Source organism: Acidaminococcales bacterium, from assembly GCA_031290885.1.
Classification (GTDB): Bacteria; Bacillota; Negativicutes; order Acidaminococcales; family JAISLQ01; genus JAISLQ01.
In genome coordinates this window covers 15,176-34,091 of sequence record JAISLQ010000059.1, presented here as the reverse complement: position 1 = coordinate 34,091, position 18,916 = coordinate 15,176, and the positions used below count along the sequence as shown (strand labels likewise).

The 18,916-nt window shown below is 55.7% G+C and carries 15 protein-coding genes; 9 read left to right on the top strand and 6 right to left on the bottom strand.

Annotated elements, in window-relative coordinates:
- Positions 1–2: 2 nt before the first annotated feature.
- Positions 3–362 (bottom strand): Hpt domain-containing protein, encoded by a 360-nt coding sequence (locus LBO03_07195; GenBank protein MDR3349372.1) that lies wholly within the window; start codon positions 360–362, stop codon positions 3–5.
- Positions 363–698: 336 nt separating this feature from the next.
- Here LBO03_07195 and LBO03_07190 point away from each other — a divergent pair, with 336 nt between their 5' ends.
- Both LBO03_07190 and LBO03_07185 read left to right on the top strand, forming a co-directional pair.
- Positions 699–3,548 carry a response regulator gene (locus LBO03_07190; protein ID MDR3349371.1) on the top strand — a complete coding sequence of 950 codons (2,850 nt, stop codon included), beginning with the start codon at positions 699–701 and terminating at the stop codon, positions 3,546–3,548.
- A gap of 52 nt (positions 3,549–3,600) precedes the next feature.
- Positions 3,601–4,485, top strand: coding sequence for a hypothetical protein (locus tag LBO03_07185; protein ID MDR3349370.1), 885 nt, complete (start codon positions 3,601–3,603; stop codon positions 4,483–4,485).
- A gap of 550 nt (positions 4,486–5,035) precedes the next feature.
- Here the strand turns inward: LBO03_07185 and LBO03_07180 are convergent.
- Positions 5,036–5,560, bottom strand: coding sequence for a cob(I)yrinic acid a,c-diamide adenosyltransferase (locus tag LBO03_07180; protein ID MDR3349369.1), 525 nt, complete (start codon positions 5,558–5,560; stop codon positions 5,036–5,038).
- Between the two features lie 184 nt (positions 5,561–5,744).
- Between LBO03_07180 and LBO03_07175 the strand changes: the two genes are divergently transcribed.
- The 7 genes from LBO03_07175 to LBO03_07145 all read left to right on the top strand — a co-directional run bounded on the left by LBO03_07175 (position 5,745) and on the right by LBO03_07145 (position 13,658).
- Entirely contained in the window at positions 5,745–6,977 is a 1,233-nt protein-coding gene (locus LBO03_07175) for an HD domain-containing protein (GenBank protein ID MDR3349368.1), read from the top strand.
- A gap of 33 nt (positions 6,978–7,010) precedes the next feature.
- A complete protein-coding gene (locus tag LBO03_07170; GenBank protein MDR3349367.1) occupies positions 7,011–7,352 on the top strand; it encodes a hypothetical protein in 342 nt (113 codons plus the stop codon).
- A gap of 215 nt (positions 7,353–7,567) precedes the next feature.
- Positions 7,568–8,854, top strand: coding sequence for an O-acetylhomoserine aminocarboxypropyltransferase/cysteine synthase (locus LBO03_07165; protein ID MDR3349366.1), 1,287 nt, complete (start codon positions 7,568–7,570; stop codon positions 8,852–8,854).
- Positions 8,855–9,145: 291 nt separating this feature from the next.
- On the top strand, positions 9,146–10,276 hold the full coding sequence (locus LBO03_07160) for an FAD:protein FMN transferase (GenBank protein ID MDR3349365.1): 1,131 nt from the start codon (positions 9,146–9,148) through the stop codon (positions 10,274–10,276).
- Positions 10,242–10,649 carry a NusG domain II-containing protein gene (locus LBO03_07155; protein ID MDR3349364.1) on the top strand — a complete coding sequence of 136 codons (408 nt, stop codon included), beginning with the start codon at positions 10,242–10,244 and terminating at the stop codon, positions 10,647–10,649. The genes LBO03_07160 and LBO03_07155 overlap by 35 nt, the downstream gene beginning before the upstream one ends.
- Positions 10,633–11,160: a Gx transporter family protein gene (locus tag LBO03_07150; protein ID MDR3349363.1), complete on the top strand. Its 528-nt coding sequence runs from the start codon at positions 10,633–10,635 to the stop codon at positions 11,158–11,160. Before LBO03_07155 ends, LBO03_07150 begins: the two co-directional genes overlap by 17 nt.
- Before the next feature lie 146 nt (positions 11,161–11,306).
- Positions 11,307–13,658, top strand: coding sequence for an HAD-IC family P-type ATPase (locus LBO03_07145; GenBank protein ID MDR3349362.1), 2,352 nt, complete (start codon positions 11,307–11,309; stop codon positions 13,656–13,658).
- Positions 13,659–13,924: 266 nt separating this feature from the next.
- Here LBO03_07145 and LBO03_07140 read toward each other — a convergent pair whose 3' ends face one another.
- The 4 genes from LBO03_07140 to LBO03_07125 all read right to left on the bottom strand — a co-directional run bounded on the left by LBO03_07140 (position 13,925) and on the right by LBO03_07125 (position 18,897).
- The gene (locus tag LBO03_07140) at positions 13,925–15,754 is read right to left on the bottom strand and encodes a response regulator (protein ID MDR3349361.1); all 1,830 of its coding nucleotides are present in this window, start codon (positions 15,752–15,754) and stop codon (positions 13,925–13,927) included.
- Positions 15,751–16,965 (bottom strand): FIST C-terminal domain-containing protein, encoded by a 1,215-nt coding sequence (locus tag LBO03_07135; GenBank protein MDR3349360.1) that lies wholly within the window; start codon positions 16,963–16,965, stop codon positions 15,751–15,753. The genes LBO03_07140 and LBO03_07135 overlap by 4 nt, the downstream gene beginning before the upstream one ends.
- 458 nt (positions 16,966–17,423) lie before the next feature.
- A complete protein-coding gene (locus LBO03_07130; protein MDR3349359.1) occupies positions 17,424–18,278 on the bottom strand; it encodes a kinase/pyrophosphorylase in 855 nt (284 codons plus the stop codon).
- Complete coding sequence (locus LBO03_07125) at positions 18,238–18,897, bottom strand: HTH domain-containing protein (protein MDR3349358.1); 660 nt, start codon at positions 18,895–18,897, stop codon at positions 18,238–18,240. The genes LBO03_07130 and LBO03_07125 overlap by 41 nt, the downstream gene beginning before the upstream one ends.
- Between the last annotated feature and the right edge of the window lie 19 nt (positions 18,898–18,916).

Genomic DNA, 18,916 nt, shown 5'->3' with positions numbered 1-18,916 from the left:
TATTATCCTGCTATTAATTGGTCGGCGTATTTGATGGTAGTTTCTACGCACGACTGCGCCAGCGCCAAGTCGAACCCTGCTGTTTTGCCTTCTTTTAGTTCGCTTTCCAAATTTTGCATGACCGCGTACAACTCCGGGAAAGACAGGTTGGCGGCAACGCCTTTAATTGTATGAGCCTCCAGGGCGGCGGTTTTAAAATCGCCCTGCTCGATGGCTCCAAGAAGCTCCTGAATATGGGGCTTGGCGATAAAATTTTTCAAAAGCCGCAAATACAGCCCTTTATTGTTCGCGACGCGTTTGACGCCTTCCGCCATATTGATATAATCCTCAAGTGTTTTTGCCGTATCGCCCGTTTCAGACATTTAGTTCATTCTCCTTTCATTTGTGCGGCCGGTTGCCGTCGCTCCATTTGGGGAAACCGGCACACATAAACCCGCCCTTAACTTAAAGGGCAACGCTTTATCCAGCCGCGCGCCGTCAGCAATTGTTAATTTATTTTACGAAGTTATTATAGCATTTATCATAAATATGTACAATAGCAAAGCCGCCGGCAAAGCAGAAAGCGCCGCGGGCGACCTCTGCCCGCCAAGACCTGCGCAGCGCGTTTTGCGGGAATAAAACTGTTGGGTTGCCGTTTTTGTGCTATAATATACTAAGGTCAGCAAGATGAAATTTATCCAGGCCGAAGGAGCTTCGTTATGCCTACTGAAATTATCGCGCTCAAGCAAGAAAAATGCGTCGGTTGCAATAGATGCGTTGCCGCTTGCCCGGCGGACGGCGCGAACAAAGCGATTTTCGACGGCGCGCGGGGCAGGATGCACTTAAACCGGGAGCGATGTATTTCCTGTGGCGGCTGTATAACCGTTTGCCGCCATGAAAGCCGCTTTTACAATGACGATACGGCAGAATTTTTCGCCGCTTTGGAACAAGGGGCCGATATAGCTGTTTTAGCCGATGCATCGCTTCGCGCTTGTTTTCCCGGCTATAAAAATTTATTGGGCTATTTGAAAAGCATCGGCGCAAAACACATTTACGACACTTCCTTCGGCGGCGAAATCGCCGCCTGGGGAAGGCGCGCCGCCGCCAAAGCCGAAAAGCGCCCGTTGCTTTACACTCCCTGCCCGCCGGTTGTGGATTATATCGAAAAATACCTGCCCGCGTTAAAAGACAACCTCGCTCCGACGGAAAGCCCCATGCTGTGCATGGCCGTTTACCTGCGCCGGTATTTAAACCTGGCAGGCCGCCTGGCCCTTCTGACGCCCTGCATAGCGGCGCGCGCCTGGACAGGCGGCGATGCCGGCCTCGTCCAATACAGCGTAACTTATGCCCATTTAAAAGATTACTTGGCGCAAAAAAACGTCAATGTCGGCAATTGCCCGGAGCGGGATTTTGACGCCGCCCCGGGCGCGCGCATACCGGATGCGGGCGGCGAACCGGGCGGGCGGGCGATCGGCGGGCAAGCTGTTTACGGTTATTTAAGCAGATATCTTGAGCAAAAAGAGGCCGGCGCCGATTTGCCCCCGCTCTCCATACTTTTGAACTGCGGCGACAATTGTTCTTTCAGCGTGGGCGCCGGCAAAGAAGATAGCTGGAAAAGCGCGGCGCCGTGCCCAGAATCGGCCGCTGCCGCAAAGCGGCGGCCGGGAATCAACCTGCGCTTGGAAGACTTCGCCCGCGGCCGCGCGCGCAAAGAAGCGGCGCCCGTCATTTTTTTGCCCGCCGGCTCCTTGGAAGACATCTACGCAAAGCTGCACAAGGCCGACGAAGCATCCCGGCGGATTGACTGCGGCGCCTGCGGGTACGGAAGCTGCGCGGCGTTTGCCGCCGCCTTGCTGCGCGGGGAAAATGACGAAAAAAACTGCGTTTTCTATTTGCGCGAAGAATTAAAACGGGCGCAGAAGCTGAACTGCCGCTTGCAAAACCAGATAGAAGAAAACAGCCGGCAAGCCGCCGACCTCGCGGCCGCCATTGAAGTGGCGCGCAGAGCCAGCTTGGCGAAAAGCAATTTCTTGGCCAGGATGAGCCATGAAATAAGAACGCCCTTAAACGCGATCATCGGCATGTCCTATATGGCGCGCAAAGCCAAGGACTATGCCGAAGTAGCCGAATTCCTCGACAAAATAGACTCGGCTTCCACCCACCTGCTCGCCTTGATCAACGACATTTTGGACATGTCCAAAATCGAGGCGGAAAAATTTGAACTGGTTGAAGGCGAATTGCGCCTGGAAAAGTTGCTCATAGATATTTGCAATGTCATTACCGTGCGCGCGGACGAGAAAAACCAGGAATTCATCGTGAATGTCGACCCGCGCATGAGCACGAGTTTTAAAGGCGACGGCCTGCGCCTGTCGCAGGTCATAACCAATCTTTTGAGCAACGCCGTGAAGTTCACCCCGCCGGACGGCAAGGTTAGCCTGACGGTTACGCAGGCGGAAAAAGGGCCGGACTCCACGCTCGTCCTTTTCGAGGTGGCCGACTCCGGCATCGGCATGACCGAAGAACAGCTCGGCCGTTTGTTTGTCCCCTTTGAGCAGGCGGACGGCGGGATTGCCAGAAAATACGGCGGCACCGGCCTGGGACTGGCCATAAGCAGAAAAATCGTCAACCTGATGGGCGGCGATATAACTGTTGAAAGCAAGTACGGGCAAGGCAGCGTTTTTAAGTTCGCGGTGAATTTGAAAAACAGCAACAAGCGCGTTGGCAACCAGCTTGACCGCAGCATTTCCATCGACAGCATCCGGATACTCATCATAGACGATTCGGCTGAAATACTGCGTTTTTTCCAAACGCTTTTTTCCGCGGCCAACATATATTTCGCCACGGCGCAAAGCAGCGAGGACGCGCTGGTCATATTGCGGCGCGCGAAAATTTCCGGGCGGCCTTTCAACATGTTGTTCATTGACTGGCGGCTGCCGAATACGGACGGCATATCGCTTTACAATAAAATCCGCGCGGAGTTTGGCGATCATTTTGCCGTCATCCTTATATCCCCGGCCAAAATGAACGAAGTCAAAAGCCGGGCGGCCGAGGCCGGCATCAGCAGATTGCTGCCCAAGCCGCTTTTCCCTTCCACCGTCATCAACGCCATAAACGAGATCGTCGGCGTCCCCCCAAAGGATACGGGCGGCGTCGCAACCGAAGGCAAGGACTTTGCGGGCAAAAAGATTTTATTGGTGGAAGATGTTGAAATAAACAAGGAGATAGTTTATTCTTACCTTGAAGAAACGAACGCGGAATTGGATTGGGCGCAAAACGGCGTGGAGGCGGTGGAAAAATACCTGTCCGCCGGCGCGGGGGGGTATGACCTTATCCTGATGGATATCCACATGCCGCTGATGGACGGCTTTAGCGCCGCGCGCCGCATACGGTCGCTGGAAAAGGGCGGCGAACGCGTCCCCATAATCGCCATGACTGCCAACGTTTTCAAAGAAGACGTCGAAAAATGCCTTGCGGCCGGCATGGACGATCATCTGCCCAAACCGATGGATTACGACCTGACCATTAAAAAGATAGAACAAATTCTTTTTGCCGCCGCCTCGCGCCCGTAGCCGGGCATCTGCCCGAAGAAAAACAAGGCGGCGTAAAAGCACAGAGGTGTCAATGACAATGAGACAAAATTTTTATAAAAAAATTGACGGCTATGTCGCGAGCATTGCCAGCAATTATAAAGAAAATTCCCATATTATCTCGCTTGACTTGGGGTTCATGCCCGACCGCGACGCCATAGTTGAAATCATCCACTTGCTCCGGGCCTTGCTGTTCCCCGGCTATTTCGGCCGGCTGGATCTTGCGTCCCAGTCCATAAATTACCATATCGGCGACCTTTTGGACAACATCTATATGAAACTGCACCGGCAGATCTGCCACGCGCTGAAAAGCCAGACCGGCCAGCCGGCGGCGTCCCCGGACGAATTGCCGGAAAAAGCGGACGAGTTGATTTGCCGGTTTTTTGACAAGCTGCCCGAAATAAGGAATTGCCTTGCCAAAGACGTGCAGGCGACTTACGATGGGGATCCTTCCGTCACCTCTACCGACGAAGTGGTGTTTTCTTTCCCCGGCATCTTCGCCATCAGCATATACCGTCTGGCGCATGAACTGCATTCCCTCTTGGTGCCGCTCATCCCGCGGATCATGACCGAATACGCCCACAACAAGACCGGCATCGACATACATCCGGCCGCCAACATCGGCGCCCCTTTCTTCATCGACCACGGCACAGGCATAGTCATAGGCGAAACAACCAGCATCGGCAACTATGTGCGCATATATCAGAGCGTTACGCTGGGCGCGCTGTCGCCCCAGCAGGGGCAGTCCCTGCGCGGCGTCAAGCGCCACCCGACGCTGGAGGACTATGTTGTCGTCTATTCCGGCGCGTCCATCATGGGCGGCGAAACGGTCATCGGCAAAGGCAGCGTCATAGGCAGCAACGTCTTTCTCACGCAGTCGGTTCCACCCGGCAGCCGGATAAGTTTGAAAAAGTCCTGACCAGGCAGGCGCGAATGGCTTTCGCGGGTTTTGGCCGGATCCTTTACGGAAAAATCCCCGCGTTCAAAGGCGGCTGCTGCGCAGTTCCGGCATAATGGCCCCGCGCCACCGGCCGCCGTTGTCTTGGGCGATCCTTTCTCGGCGCCCGATTAGGCGGGGCGCGCATTTTTCGCGCAAGGCAACGCCAGCCGCGTTATCGGCGCTGGCAACCGCCGGCAGCGGCCAAATCCCGTGCTTTTCCGATTCCCGGATGATTTTGCGCAAAAGCCTTTCGCCCCAACCCCTGTTGCGGCAAACTTCGGTTATGCAGAGGCTATCTTGCGCTGCCCCACGGCAAGCGGCGCGCGCCGAAACCGGCGGCAACGCCGCCCGGCCAGCTACCGCGCCGCCCGCCGCAGTGACGTGCCGGCAGGCTTAAAATGCGCCGCGCCCCGGCTTTCGCAAGGGGCGGCATTTTTCAAAGACGGCGACATTGGTTTCATGCCTTCCTCATAGAGGGCGCGGCCGGCCAGTTCGTTGCGCGCGTTGCAAAAAGGGCAGCCAGAACTTTTCAGACAGTATCCTGACATTCTTCCGCGTAGCGGGCATAAGTATAAAGCAGATCCGAAAGTCTGTTTATGTATCGGATGAGCACGGGGTTGACCGGCGACCGATCGTTTAAAGCGACGATAAAACGCTCCGCCCTCCGGCACACAGTACGCGCTATATGCAGCGCGCCGGAGGCATTGTTGCTGCCGGGCACGATGAATTTGGGCGCGGGATCGTAAAGTTTGATGGCCTCGTCTATCCAATCCTCCAATTTTTTCACCGTTGCGTCCGTAAACCCGGCGGTATATTTGCCGGAAGGGTCGGCCAGTTCGCCGGCCACGCCGAAAAGGTCGCGCTGCGCATCCCGCAGGCGTCCGCTCATAACGTCGTTTTCAAGAAAATTCCGGGCAAAGCCGATCTGGGAATTAAGTTCGTCAACAGTGCCGTAGCTTTCCACCCGCAAATCATATTTTTTGACGCGCGTGCCGTCCAAAAGGCTGGTCATGCCCTGATCGCCGCCCCGGGTGTAAATAACCGCCGTACTCATTTCTTATCTCCTCCTTAAAATAACCGGCAGCCGTCCCGCTTTCCCCGGGCGGCTGTGAGCGCAAAACAAAACAAGATGCGCATTCCCAAATTAATATTTTCGGCGGCAAACAAAAAAATCCTTCTGCCGGCGCAACCTGCTGAATACGGCAAACACCATAAATTTCAAAAATCGGAGACGAAAAATGCGGATAAGAATGGATCAATTAGTAAGGGCTGTCGCCGCGGCGCTTGACATAGTGGAAGGCGACCTTTTGGGCGCAAGCACCCACCACGGCAAGCGCATCGCCGTTTTGTGCGCCGCTATGGGGCGGCATTTCCAGATGGGCGAAAGCGAATTGTCCGCTCTGGCTACCTGCGCGTTGTTTCACGACTGTGCGCTCACCGAATACATCCTCGCCGAACGGATGGGCAACAGCCCGGCCATGCGCCTGCACTGCCAATATGGGCAGCGCGATGTGGAAATGCTGCCTTTTAAAACCGATATCAGCGGCTTTGTGCTGTATCACCATGAACTTGCCGACGGCAGCGGCGCCTTCGGCAAGAAAGAGGGAGAATTGCCGCTGGGCGCGGAACTGATCGCCATCTCCGACATGCTCGATGTCAGCAGCCACCTGCAAACCATACCCTTGGAGGGCCTTGCGGCTATCCGCCGGCGGATAGCCGCAAGCGCCGGCAAACATTTCACCCGGCGCGCCGCCGAAGCCATGCTGACGGTGCTTGACGAGGAAATGCTCCTTTTGCTGCGCGACGGCCGGATCGCCGACACGGTGGAAAAAATCATACCGACTTGGAGCGCGGACGTGGAAGACGAGGCGGTTTTTCGGCTGGCCGGGTTGGCCGCGCGGTTTATCGACTATAAATCGGAGTTCACCAAACGCCATTCCATACAGATTGCGAACAGGGCGTGGCTGATGGGCGAATACTACGGGCACAGCCACTCCTTGCGCGCGCAGCTATATCTTGCGGCCGCTCTGCACGACATCGGCAAGCTGTCCACCCCGGCGCGGATACTGGAAAAACAAGGCGCACTGACGGCGGAAGAATTCGCCACGATAAAAGACCACGCGCGCATGACCTACGAACTGCTCAAAAACATTGCCGGGTTCGAGGACATACGCGACTGGGCCTATAAGCACCATGAAAAATTGGACGGCACAGGCTACCCTTTCGGTTTGCGGGCGGAAAACATGGACTTTAACGCGCGGCTCATCGCCTGCCTGGACATCTACCAGGCGGTGAGCGAAGCGCGCCCTTACCACTCCAGCCGCAGCCACAAAGAAACCATGCCCATACTTTATGAATTAGCGCAAAAAGGCTGCATTGACGAAAAAATCGTGAAAGACATCGACAAAGCCATGTTTGCATACGCCGGCGCCGAAGACCTGCCCGCCCCGCCTGGCGCCCTGCGCCTGTAATTGCGGGAGCGACATGGCGGCGGAGCGCGATTAATGGAGCAGAACGCGGCTTTAAAAGAAATATCGGATCTTTCGGGCATGCAAAGGGCCGCGCTGTTTCCCCTTTGGGGCAGACCGTTTTCAGCGGGCTTTGTCCGAAAATCCCCGACGATAAAGAGGCTATCGTCGTCCTCTGTTCTTTGGGCCATAACTTCCGGGAAATTGAAAAAAGCGTTCGGCGAATACGGCGGTTTGGCTTATATTGTCCGTGGCCGGAAAATTGACGATGCTATTGGGCGTTTCATCGCAAGAAAATCCGGCGGCAAAGACGCGATCATGTGTTTTTATATAAACAATCCCCAAATATTCGATTTATGGTCGCCTTTGTTGCGTTGAAAAGCAGTCGAGCCTTATTTTAAGAACGTCAAAAAGGACAAGCATTGGAAAATATCGACCAAACTGAACATGCTGTTTTGCGATTTGCTGAAAATGGTCAATTTTTACCATCTTAAATTTGAAAGTCGCGCAACCGCGCGTTTTTAAAACACAGGAGGCTCGTGCTTGAAGCCGAAAGCGGCCGCACTCCCCCGTATTTAAAGGAGGTTTTTATCTTGCCCTTGCCCGACAATCTGCATTTTGACACGCTTGCCGTACACGGCGGGCAGCAGCCCGACCCGGCGACCGGCGCGCGCGCCGTGCCTGTCTATCAAACGACTTCTTACAATTTCCGCGACGCCGAACATGGCGCCAACCTGTTCGCGCTGAAAGAGGCCGGCAACATCTACACCCGGATCACGAACCCAACCACCGATGTCTTTGAAAAACGCATGGCTCTTTTGGAAGGCGGCGTCGGCGCCGTGGCTTTCGCTTCCGGGCACGCCGCCATCAGCGCCGCCATTTTCAATGTTGCGCAAAACGGCGACGAGATAGTAAGCTCCTCCGCGCTCTATGGCGGCACCTACAACATGTTTGCCTACACCTTGCCCAAACTCGGCGTCAAGGTCGTTTTCGCCGCAGGCGGCCCGGACGATTTTTCCCGGGCGATCACGCCAAAGACCAAGGCCTTGTACGCGGAAACCATCGGCAACCCCCGCCTCAACGTGCTGGACGTCGAGGCGATCGCGCGCATCGCGCACGAGGCCGGGCTGCCGCTCTTAGTTGACGCCACCTTTTCCACCCCGTACTTGCAGCGTCCGATTTTTTCAGGCGCGGACGTCGTCGTTCACTCGGCGACCAAATTTATCGGCGGCCACGGGACGTCCATGGGCGGCGTCGTTATCGATGCGGGAAAGTTTGACTGGGGCACGGGCAAGTTCCCCAATTTGAGCGAACCGGACGCCAGCTACCATGACCTAAGTTACAGCCGCGACATCGGGGCCGCCGCCTTCATCACCCGCCTACGCGTCCAGGTTTTGCGCGACTTGGGCGCGGCTTTGAGCCCTTTTAACAGTTTTCTTTTTTTGCAGGGGCTGGAAACCTTGCCGCTAAGGATGCGGCGGCATAGCGACAATGCGCTGAAAGTGGCGCAGTTTTTGGCGGCGCACCCTGCGGTGGGCTGGGTAAGCTATCCTGGCTTGAAAAGCCATCCAGACTATGGCCTGGCGCAAAAATACCTGCCCAGGGGCGCCGGCGCCATCCTCACCTTTGGGATCAAAGGCGGCCTTGCCGCCGGCGCGCGGTTCATCAACGCGCTGAAAATATTCTCCCTGCTCGCCAATGTGGGGGACGCGAAATCACTGGTCATTCATCCGGCCAGCACGACCCATTCACAGCTTACGCCGCAGCAACGGGCGGCGGCCGGGGCGGGCGACGACTTGATCCGCCTGTCCGTCGGGTTAGAGGACGCAGACGACCTCATCGGCGATCTGGAACAGGCTTTGGCCGCTTCACGGCAATGACCGTTCGGCGCCAAAAGGGCGCGCCCCCTTCGGCCTATATGGGCCGCCGGCCGCGCGCGCATCAAAAGGTTCGTTTATGCCATGCAATTTTGTGGGAAAGCCGGCAATTAATCAGCATTTGCCTGATATTGGGCCATCCTTCTCCAAGACTAAGCGGCGCACTGTAAAATATGGCTGTTTGGTCTTGATATCTTGTGTTGTCTTGTGTTATCTTGTTTATGGGCAAGTTTCATGAGGGGAAAATGTTCGGCGCAGTGTCTTGCAAGCGGTTATTTAGAGACTTCATTTATTTTGAAAAGCAATTCGGATGTGTTGCCTTTGTTTTACGCGCAAATCAGAAGGGTTTTGAGAACGATTTTTGTCGGCAGTTTGCCGTCATCGCCGCTTTTTCGCCTTAAATCGCTCGCGCTTTTTCTTCTGCCGCTTTTTGTTTTGTCCGCCGCCTGCAAAAAAGTTCCGGAGAAAAGCAGCGCCGCCAAGTTCATGATGGATACCGCCGTGCAAATAGATGCCATGGGACACGACCGGCAAAAAACCGGCGAAGCCGTAAACAAAGCTTTCGCCCTGATGCAAAGCGTCGCGGACCGAACGGATCGCTACGGCAAGAGCGGCCTGTCGGAAGTGGCGCGGATAAACGAAAGCGCCGGCGCGGCGCCGGTTGCCGTATCCACCGATGTGTTTTTCATTATAGATTTCGTGTTGGGCCAACAATATCCCGAATTTGATATAACTTTAGGGCCGCTGACCGACCTTTGGAACAAATGCCGCGATGAAAAAAGGCTGCCGGGGGCAGGCGAGCTGCGAAAAGCCATGCGGCTCACGGGCAAAGAAAAATTAACGGCCAGGGCGGCGGGGGAGACGGTTTACCTTGAGGAAAAAGGTATGTCCATAGACCTCGGCGCGCTGGCCAAAGGTTGGGCGGTAGAGGAAGCCGGCAGGTTTTTGGCCGGCGATCCGGATGTCATTTGCGCTTTGGTCAATGGCGGCGGCAATATCAAGGTCGTGGGCGAAAAACCGGATAAAGCCCCTTGGCTTGTCGGCATACAGGATCCGCGCGCTTTAAATGAGAATTTGGGCGTGCTCAGGCTGTCGCCCGGCGAGAGCGTGGCGACTTCAGGCGACTACCAGCGTTATTTTGAAATGTCCGGCAACCGCTACCATCATATATTGCTGCCGGAGACAGGCTGGCCGGGCACAAGGAACATCAGCGCCACCGCCGTTACGAAAAACGCTTTTTTGGCCGACTATTATTCCACGCTTTTTTTCCTTCTGCCGGCGGCCGAAAGCATGGCCATCATGGAGAACATACCCGAATTGGAAGCGGTGATCGTGGACAGCGGCCGGACTGTTTATATTTCCGCCGGATTAAAGGACAAATTTGAGAAAAATGAAAAAAGCGAATGGCTTTATTTGCAAAAATGACTTTTACATAGCGGGTTCGATCGTCCTTTTGTCCCTATTTTCTTTAGCCCCCGCCCTTGCCGGCCGGGAAACGGGCGGCGGGCGGGCGGTCGTAGCCACCCAGGATGCGGAGCTGTTTTCCGTTGACCTTGCGCGGCTCAAACGCCAGGGTGTTTTCACGAAGTCTTTCGCCGGCGCCGCCGGCCCGATAACCTTTGAATTTGACCCGGAAAAGGGGATAAGGGCGATCGATGCGTCCTGCCGCGATAAAATATGTATGCACATGTCCTATATAAATAAACCGCGGCAAATGATCGTCTGCCTTCCCGGGCAAATTTACGCCGCAATAGAGCAGCCGGGAATTGGGGATGAACTTGATGCCATATCGCGATGAAGCGCGCCGGCTTGTTCTCGCCTCCACCCTCGCGGCGATAGGGGTGGCCCTCAATGTCGCCGAAAGCGCCCTGCCGCCCCTTTTGCCCGTGCCGGGCGCTAAAATAGGGCTGGCCAATATTTCGGCGCTTATGTGCCTTTATCTCCTGCCGTTGCGGCTGACCGTCGCGGTTATTTTTTTGCGGGTTTTCATAGCTTCTTTTCTGACCGGCACTTTGCTGTCGGCCGCTTTTTTTCTGAGTTTGGCCGGCGGCGCGGCCAGCCTTTCGGTTATGGCCCTGATGCGGAAAATCCCGCGCGTTTCGCTCACCGGGGTCAGCCTGGCCGGCGCCGCGGCGCACAATGTCGGCCAATTGCTGGCCGCCTGTTTGCTCTTAAACAGTCAGGCGCTGTTATATTATCTGCCGCCGCTTGTCATTTTTTCCCTGCCTGCCGGCCTTTTTACCGGTTTTGCCGCCCAAGGCGGCCTGCTGCTGCTTGGGCGCGGCAATTTTCGCGCCGGGGACGGCTGAAACGGCCGCAAGGCTTTGCTTTTTATTTTAAAACAGGCTTTTTGCCGGCTCTTGGCATCCCCCGTATTTTTTTCAGTCCATATTTATGGTATCATTGTTATTGTTCAACTTATTTATCGCTACCGCGCCGTTTAATAGGAGGTCGCATGCCCACGGAAGGAAGGTTTTTCCCGGAACACGCCGCCGGACTGACGTTGGAAGAGGTCGCGCGGCAAAAAAGCCTGGGGCGGCAAAATACCGCGCCGGAAAAAATCACCAGGACCAATGGCCAGATCGTCAAGGACAACTTGGCCACGCTTTTTAATTTTTACAATTTCCTGATAGCTCTTTTTCTTCTGCTGGTCGGCGCCTACGCCAATATCGCCTTTATATCCATCATCGTCGTCAATATCGCCATAGGCGTAGCGCAGGAAATTCACGCCAAAAACCTGGTGGAAAAACTTTCGCTCATGAACATGCCGAAAACGACGGTGGTGCGCGGCGGCGCAATTTTGGAAGCGCCGGTGGAGGAATTGGTGCTTGACGATGTCGTGATATTCGACGGCGGCCGGCAAATCAGCGTCGATTCGGTGGTGCTTTACGGAGAGGCGGAAGTAAATGAATCGCTGCTGACCGGAGAATCCGACCTTGTTGCCAAAAAACCCGGCGACCACCTGCTTTCCGGCAGTTTTGTCGTCAGCGGCAAATGTTACGCCCGGGTAGAGCATGTGGGGATAGACAACTACGCGGCCGCCATAGCGCATGAAGCCAAAAAACACAAAGAGGTGAATTCCGAACTTTTGCGTTCCATGCGCAAAGTTACCAATTTTACCAGCTTTTTGATCGTCCCTTTGGGCGCTTGCCTTTTTCTGGAGGCGTTCTTCTGGCGGCGCGATGACTTGCAGTTTGCGGTCGTGTCTTCGGCGGCCGCCCTTTTGGGCATGCTGCCCAAGGGCCTTGTGCTGCTGATTAGCGTGGCGCTGGCCTCGGGCGTCATAGCCCTCGCCAAAAGGAAAATACTCGTGCAGGAACTTTTCGCCCTGGAGTCCCTGGCGCATGTCGACATATTGTGCCTTGACAAGACAGGCACTATCACCGAAGGAAAAATGTCCGTGCAGGCCGTGCACGTTTTGGAAGGGGCAGGAACCCCGCTCCCTTTTGAACGGCTTATCGGCTCTTTTCTCGGCAATTCCGACGACAACAACGCCACTTACCTAGCGCTGAAAGAATATTTCGCCGTTAACGGCGATTTGCCCGCCGCACGCAAAATACCGTTTTCCTCGCAAAGAAAGTGGAGCGCCGTAACTTTCGCCGGCGGCGGCACGCTGGTCTTAGGGGCGCCCGAGCGCCTGTCCGAAGCGCCCCTGCCGGAAGCGGCGGCGCGGGCGGAAGCGGCGGGCGGGCGGGTGCTGATGGCCGGCTACGGCGAGCGGCCGCCCATAGGCAATGAACTGCCCGGGCTCGTCCCGCTCGCCTATATTGTCCTGAGCGACCCGGTGCGCCGCAACGCGCCGGAAACATTGGCCTATTTTAAAGAGCAGGGCGTGGAAATAAAAATTATTTCCGGCGACAACCCGTTGACGGTTTCCGCCATAGCCAAAAACGCCGGTTTGGAAACCTACGCCAATTTCGTCGATATGTCAGGCTACGCAGAGGAAAGCGACGTCAAGCGGGCGGCGGCCGAATACAGCGTTTTCGGGCGGGTGTCCCCGCTGCAGAAAAAACTTATCGTCAGGGCGCTGAAAGAGGCGGGGCATATCGTCGCCATGGCCGGCGACGGGGTGAACGACGTGCTCGCCCTGCGCGAGGCCGATTGCAGCGTGGCGCTCGCCGGGGGCAGCGACGCCGCCCGGCAGGTGTCGAAGCTGGTGCTGCTCAATTCCGATTTTTCCTCCCTGCTTTATGTGCTGGCGGAAGGGCGCCGGGTCGTCAACAACATTACGCGGGCGGCCGGCATATTTTTTGTCAAGACCATTTACTCGGTGCTTTTAAGCGCGCTCTGCGTCGTTTTCAACATACCCTTCCCGCTCATACCGTTGCAGGGCACGCTCATGGATCTGACCATAGAGGGTTTCCCTTCCTTTTCCATGTCCTTTCAAAAAGACAACAAAAAAATTACCGGCACCTTTTTGCGCACCGTATTGCGGCGGGCTTTCCCCAATGCCCTGGCCGTCATACTGGCCGTGCTTGCGACGCATTTTGCCGCGGCCCGGTTCGGTTTGGCGCGCATTGAGTCGATAACCATATTGTACGGGATAATCGGGTTTATCGGCGTACAAGCCGTATTTAAGGCCAGCCGGCCTTTCGACAGGTTTCGGGCTGTATTGTGCGCGGCCACGACCATCGGTTTCTTCGGCGGGATGCTTCTTTTTCACGAATTTTTGCTCATCAAAGTGCCGCAAGGCCGGACGCTTACCATCCTCATCGTCATGGCGGCGGCAAGTTTGCCGGCGGAGAGGCTGTTTGCGCTGATAACCGACAGGATAATGGCCGAAGGCGGCGCGAAGCGGGCAAGCTGACTCTTTCGGCGGGCAGGCCGGGAAAATATAAGCAAGGCGTGTCCTTCTTGGCGGGAATACGCCTTGCTGCCTTTGTTTTCGGGGGAAGCGCCGCATGGCGGGCCAGCCGCCCACGCGCCTTCATAATGTTATCGAATTAAAACGCCCTTTAAGCTTTGCGAGGCAATTTGCCGGCCGGCGCGGCGCAAAACGCATGGCCCCGCTTAGGTCCGGCGAAGCTTCAGGGCAACGCGGGGCTGTAAATTGGCCGCAAAGCCAGCATGGTTTTAATCTGAACGGCATTGCTTGGCGCCGCCCCGGAGCGCTCCGGCTATAACGTCCATCGCCACGGCATAGTCCACGGGTTTGCCGATGTGTCCGTTCATGCCGGCGGCAATGACCGCGTCAAGGTCTTCCTTGAATACGTTTGCCGACATGGCAACGATCTGGACGGTCCGGGCATCGGGGCGGCGCAGCGCGCGGATTTCGCGCGTCGCGTCGCAGCCGTCCAATACCGGCATTTGCATATCCATCAGGATCAAGTCGTAATAGCCGTTTGCGGACTTTGCGAAAAGGTCTACCGCCTCGCGGCCGTTGTCTGCGCACTCGCACTCCGCGCCCGTGCCGTCAAGAAACGCCAAGATGATCTCACGGTTTATATCGACGTCGTCCACGATCATGATATGGCTGCCAGAGAAGTCCCTGCCCGCAGATTCGCCTTTGCTCGCGCCGCCGTCAGGCGCAGCCGGCAAAGATTCGTCCAGTTCGAGCCATGCCTTGAAAGAAAATCGGGAACCTTTGCCCACCTCGCTTTCTACGGTGACGCCGCTCCCCATCAGCTTCACGATGTTCTGGCAGATGGAAAGGCCCAGCCCCGTCCCTCCGTACTTGCGCGAAGTGCTGGCGTCCGCCTGTTCAAACGGGGTGAAAATACGCGCGAGCGCTTCCGCCGTCATTCCTATGCCGGTATCTGACACGGCAAAGTAAATCAGCGCCTTTTCATTGTCCCGTGACAGCACTTTTGCTTCCAGCGTTACGGCGCCGCCGCTTTGTGTAAATTTGACCGCGTTGGAAATAAAGTTTATCAAAACCTGGGACAACCGCATGGAATCGCCGCGGACCCTTAGCCGCCGCTCGCCGCCCGTGTCAAGCTTAAGCGACAGGGACAGGCCTTTGTTTGTCGCGGTCGGGCGCAAACTGCCGACGATGTTTTCCAAAATCCCGTTCAGGTCGAAAGGCGCTTTCTCCAGCGCCAGTTTCCCTTCTTCGATTTTGGACATGTCCAGGACGTCGTTCACCAGCCCCAGCAGATGCTGGGAAGAAATGTTGATTTGCGCGATGCATTTTTTCAATTCGCTTGGTTCCGGGTTGTGGTTCGCGATCTGCACCATCCCGATAATCGCGTTCATCGGCGTCCGTATTTCATGGCTCAGATTGGAAAGGAAGCGGCTCTTTGCCTTGTCGGCGGCCTTAGCGCGCTCAATGGCGGCCAGGTTGTTGTAAATGCCGTTCATGGTCTGGCAATACACTAAAAAAGAGGAGAAGAAGGCCTTCGGCATCCGGTCATAAACCAAGGCGCCCTCGCTCGTGATCCCGCCCAAGACAATGCCTTCCATCTTGCGCTCATTGTCAAAAAACGGCATATAAATCGCGTAAGACAGATCAAGCTGCCGAAACGGCGATTTATCGTCCGGGGGAGACTCTTTCTCGACGGCTTGCCGCTTAAAATCCAAAAGTTCCGGTTTGGCCAGCCACTCCCTGGCAACGGGAATTTCCGCGCAAGGCGCGTTGAAGTTGCACGAGCCGAAAAGCGTAAAATAGTTCCCGGCAATGTCCAAGCGCAAAACAGCCGCCGTTTCCAGCTGAAACACATCCACGACGCCTTCCGCCAAAATGTTGGCAAGGTCAGTTTTCGATACGGCGGCAAACGCGCGCTGGGTAAAACGGTGTATCTGTCCGAACAGTTCAATTTGATTGTTGAGTTCGCGCCGCATGAAGCGCATGTTTTGCTTTTCGATTTCATTATGGGCTGTTTTCAAATGCAATTCTTCCACAAGCTGCCTGAGCTGGCGCAGCTCATTCGCCTGCGTTGCGCTGGCGGCTATGTTCTCGTTCATCTGTAGAGGACCAAAAGCGAAGTTGTGTAGGTGTGAAAAAGGTTTTTACCTCCCAACGGGCAAAACTCGCCGAATCCGTACATGCCAAGCCAAGGCGGCGTTTCGCCGTCATTGCTGAAAGCGTTCTGCATCATGGCGATAATCTCGTCTTTGATGACTTTGTCGAACAAAGTGCGCCCACGCAAAAGGCAGTCCGTCTGGAACACGGCCACCGGGCTTATCTTCTCGTCTTTGGAGCGCGCCGCAATCTCTTCGCGCAAAAGTTCGAGCGTCTTTTTCTGCTCGGAAAAAATCAATTCTTCATCCCTGACCGTCATGTAAACATGATCGCCTTCGCGGGCGGATACCGACAGCCACAACCGCCCTGTGTCCTCCCTGGGCAGGCCCAGGCGCAGGATGTGTTTGTTGCCGTAGCATTCGGCCAGCTCGGGCGAAAGGTCGAAAGCGATGCCGCCGGTCACCAAGGAATTGCGCATGTCATCCTTGGATGCCGCGCCGACGCGCTGGCTGTATGTAGTCCACGCCGGCTGCCCGTCCAGCTCCACGATTTGGTTATGGTCGGCTTTGGTAATGGCCATAGGCTCGCCAAAAGCCTTGAACCCGTGCGTCGCCTTTGCCGAGGCCTTCAAGGTTTTGTCCGCGAAGCCCACCGCCCAAGCGCCGTAGGCACTCGCCCTGTCGCCTATATACTGCGACATCGTCAAAGCCTTGTAGTTATCGGACGAGGCGCCGCCGAAGATGAGCGCCTGCGCGCCAAACACTTCTTCCAGGGACGCCACCAACTCATCGTTGCAAGAATCCAAGCCGGGGCTGAGAAGATAAATGACGCTCGCGCCCGGCAGTTTCCCGTGCAGCCCCCTGGCAAGTTCCAGCCCTTTTTCCCGCGCGTTGGACGCATGAAAATCATCGACCCCGAACCAAGCATACTCGTCGGCGGGGCCGCTCACGGACATGACCGCCATATGCGTCATTGCTTCCCCGGCGCCTTCGCGCCCGATGACGCCGCCACAGGAACTGCCGACGACCGCTGTTTTCGGCAGATGCGCCTTTATCGCCGCCGCGATTTTATCCAGTTTGTGTCCGATAACGGCGTTCACTATCCACAGTCCGCCGTCTTCCGGCTCTTCGCCTTTAAACATGATCGCCATGCATTCATCTACGGCGCGGGAACTGTCCGCGATGCGGACGCTTGCTGAATTGAATTTTAACATGATTGGCTGCCTCCCTTGATACACTTAAAAGTAATTTTAAGCTGTTCCGCACATTTCTTTATAAGGCGCAAACCCCTTGCCGCGCGAGGCCGGGCGGACGGCGGCCACTGCGGTCCGGCAAAAGCGAAGCTCGCCCTCTTGCCGCCGAAAGGACGGATTGCGAGAAGGCAAATGTTTGTTTTGGCAAGTTTTTCGTTTTGCCTGTTTTGCCGCAAAGTCATCGGTTGCGCTGATTTTTCCGGGCGCACGCGCGCTGCCGGTTCCTTAAACAGCCCAAAATCATGGCGTTTGCCATCGGTCGGCTATGGATAGTTGGTTTTAGCGAATTGTTCTTAAACAATGTCCGGCATTGCCGCCAGAGGCATATGAGTGCGCAAAAGCAGCCTTGCCAAGCGATGCCCCAAACAATCCTGGCGCGGCCTTTTGCCCGCGCTATGTCCCCGGCGGCGCCCAAAGCTCTAATTGCGCAGATTGTTTTTGTTTATATATTCAATTATGGTATTGGCCGTTTCTTCGATGGCTTTGTTTGACACGTCCATGATTACGCAATGCAGTTTGCGCATAATGCCCTTGGCGTATTCGATTTCCTCGCTTATCCTTTCCAGATTGGCGTAACTGGCATCATTGGACAGCCCCATCGTTTTCAGGCGTTCGGCGCGGATTTCGTTTAATTTGCCGGGATTGATGATCAGGCCGATGATCCTGTTGGGCGGCAATTTAAACAACTCTTCCGGGGGCATAAGTTCCGGCACAAGCGGCACATTGGAGACTTTAATGCGCTTGTGCGCCAGGTACATGCTAAGCGGCGTTTTGGAAGTCCTCGACACTCCGACCAGCACGATGTCCGCTTTTGAAAGCCCCCAAGGATTTTTGCCGTCGTCATTTTTCACGGCGAATTCCACCGCTTCCACCCGCTTGAAATAATCCGAGTCAAGCACGTGGACGAGGCCCGGCTTGTTTCTCGATTTGAGCCCGGACAGTTTTTCCAAATTGTTTATGACCGGGCTTAAAATGTCCGTCGCCAATATGCCGTTTTCGTTGATTTTTTCTTCCAGCGTCCGCCGGAGCCCTTCGGAAACCACCGTATAGCAGATCATGCGTTGCCCTTTGGCCGCGTCGGCCACCAATTCATCGATCTGCTGCTCCGTTTCAAGATGCGCTATGCGCACTATCTGAAAATTGCTTGCGTCAAACTGGCTTACCGCCGCCTTGACCAAACGCTCCGCCGTTTCGCCTATGGAATCGGACACCGCGTAAATTACAAAATTGTTCTCAGTTATGATGAGGCACTTCCTTTCCTTCCGCCAGTTCAAGCAGCAACTTGGTTATGTTGGTTTTGCCCAGGCGGCCGATCACTTTGTATTTGTTTTGCGCCGCGTCAATTTCCTCGACAACCGGCAAAGAATCTATGTCGTTTTCGGCAATCTTGCGCGCGGCCGCCACAATCGGCTCGCAGGCAAAAACGAATGCCAGATCGGGCAAAGGCGTCATAACCATCCTGACCGGCAAAGAAGCGAGTTTGCCGCCGGCCGCCGCCGCTTCCAGAAGGTCTTTGCGGGAAATCCCCCCCGCTAGGTCGCCTTTTTCCGTAACAACAAAAACGTCTCCGGCATTTTCGGCCAACATGGCCGCCATCGCGCCATAAGCGTTGGCCGTGTCGCCAATCACCACCGGCAAATCCTGCACGTCCCGCACCCGTATGTCTTTTATTTCTTCGATGAATACTGTCAGGCTTTTTTTGCCTGTATAAAAATATCCGACTCTTGTCCGCGCCTCTAAAATGCCGCTCATGACCAAGATCGCCAGATCCGAGCGCAGAGCCGCCCTCGTTACTTCAAGCCGCCGGGCGATTTTATCGCCGGTGATAGGGCCGGCCGTTTCCACTATCTGCGCTATTTTTTTTTGTCGTGCCGTAAGAGGTATTTTGCCCACCTCTCTTTCCGTCCGCGCT

Bases quoted from the DNA above. Each gene is read 5' to 3' on its own strand.
- LBO03_07195 (MDR3349372.1), bottom strand. From the start codon at position 362: ATGTCTGAAACGGGCGATACGGCAAAAACACTTGAGGATTATATCAAT.
- LBO03_07190 (MDR3349371.1), top strand. From the start codon at position 699: ATGCCTACTGAAATTATCGCGCTCAAGCAAGAAAAATGCGTCGGTTGC.
- LBO03_07185 (MDR3349370.1), top strand. From the start codon at position 3,601: ATGACAATGAGACAAAATTTTTATAAAAAAATTGACGGCTATGTCGCG.
- LBO03_07180 (MDR3349369.1), bottom strand. From the start codon at position 5,560: ATGAGTACGGCGGTTATTTACACCCGGGGCGGCGATCAGGGCATGACC.
- LBO03_07175 (MDR3349368.1), top strand. From the start codon at position 5,745: ATGCGGATAAGAATGGATCAATTAGTAAGGGCTGTCGCCGCGGCGCTT.
- LBO03_07170 (MDR3349367.1), top strand. From the start codon at position 7,011: ATGGAGCAGAACGCGGCTTTAAAAGAAATATCGGATCTTTCGGGCATG.
- LBO03_07155 (MDR3349364.1), top strand. From the start codon at position 10,242: ATGAAAAAAGCGAATGGCTTTATTTGCAAAAATGACTTTTACATAGCG.
- LBO03_07150 (MDR3349363.1), top strand. From the start codon at position 10,633: ATGCCATATCGCGATGAAGCGCGCCGGCTTGTTCTCGCCTCCACCCTC.
- LBO03_07145 (MDR3349362.1), top strand. From the start codon at position 11,307: ATGCCCACGGAAGGAAGGTTTTTCCCGGAACACGCCGCCGGACTGACG.
- LBO03_07140 (MDR3349361.1), bottom strand. From the start codon at position 15,754: ATGAACGAGAACATAGCCGCCAGCGCAACGCAGGCGAATGAGCTGCGC.
- LBO03_07135 (MDR3349360.1), bottom strand. From the start codon at position 16,965: ATGTTAAAATTCAATTCAGCAAGCGTCCGCATCGCGGACAGTTCCCGC.